Below are 1043 nucleotides of genomic sequence, written 5' to 3'. Positions count from 1 at the left end.
TGATTACAGAAGAAACTACACCAATCAAAGCCGTAATTTTGCCAGTTGATATATTCTGCTCAGCAGTCATGTGTGTTTTCCTTTCATAAACTTAATAAGTCAGCTAACTATATATTATACGGAAACTTTTGGCATATCACCCCATTTAGGCGCAATCGCCAGAACTTTTACCTATATCACGCCCAAAAGCCTGTTAGCCAGATTAGCCCACATCGCACTTTAACCCACAATTTAAATCAATGTACATGGTGCGTTTCCCAAAAATCGATCGCTGGAGTAGTAGGACTTGCATTAGGGAACGCACCCTACCAGCTGAATTCACCCGCCATTTTGGTCTATTTTCCAGCATCAGTCGCTTTTTATTAGTCGGGTGCAATGATTTGTTAGACCTCAAATTCGATTACAGTAGCAATGGCGGCTACAATTTCCAGCATTGTAATTTCAGAAACGCTTCCTAATTTACGAATAAACCTTTGTAAATCCACCCCCCTTAGTTGAAGAGTATCAATTGCAGAAGCTTTATTCAATCCATTGATACTGTTAGGTTCAATTTTAACGTGCCAGAAATTTGCTGAAAAATATGTTTTCCAGTCTGTAATAGGAGCAATAAGCTTGATAGGAAGCTTTCCTACTGAATCGGAACTGATGACGACAGCAGGACGCAATTTTTTGATTTCTGCACCCACAGTAGGATCGAAGTTGACTAACCAAATTTCTCCACGTTTTGGAAGCTCAGGGTTAATACTCAATGATGTCACCTGCCATTAACTCCTGCCATTCAGAATCTTGTTGATAGTGAGAGAGCATTATATCGGCTTGACTTTTGAGAATATTCCTCCGTTCAGTCATTGGTAACTTCAGAAAAGCAAGACGCTGTTTTAAGGATGGAGAGATATATTCGTTGGTAGAAGAATCAGAACTAACTTCTTCAACCAAAATAACTACCTCAACAGTTTGTCCTACAGTCAGCTCTGGAGATTCAATTTCAATTCTATTTCCCGGTAGGACTTTTGCTGTCCTGTACAAAGTTGATTTAACCATTT

At 39.3% G+C, this 1043-nt stretch carries 2 protein-coding genes; both read right to left on the bottom strand.

Annotation, left to right across the window (positions count from 1 at the left end; genetic code table 11):
• Positions 1–383: 383 nt before the first annotated feature.
• Positions 384–758, bottom strand: a complete 375-nt coding sequence (locus ACOCD9_RS15115; RefSeq protein WP_419547883.1) for a type II toxin-antitoxin system PemK/MazF family toxin — start codon at positions 756–758, stop codon at positions 384–386.
• A complete protein-coding gene (locus ACOCD9_RS15110; RefSeq protein ID WP_061430571.1) occupies positions 739–1041 on the bottom strand; it encodes a hypothetical protein in 303 nt (100 codons plus the stop codon). Before ACOCD9_RS15110 ends, ACOCD9_RS15115 begins: the two co-directional genes overlap by 20 nt.
• Positions 1042–1043: the final 2 nt, after the last annotated feature.

This window comes from Microcystis sp. (assembly GCF_048564745.1).
Taxonomy (GTDB): Bacteria; Cyanobacteriota; Cyanobacteriia; order Cyanobacteriales; family Microcystaceae; genus Microcystis; species Microcystis ichthyoblabe_A.
This window is presented reverse-complemented; position numbering and strand designations above follow the sequence as displayed.

Excerpts from the sequence above, each read along its gene's own strand:
- ACOCD9_RS15110 (WP_061430571.1), bottom strand. The coding sequence starts at position 1,041 with ATGGTTAAATCAACTTTGTACAGGACAGCAAAAGTCCTACCGGGAAAT.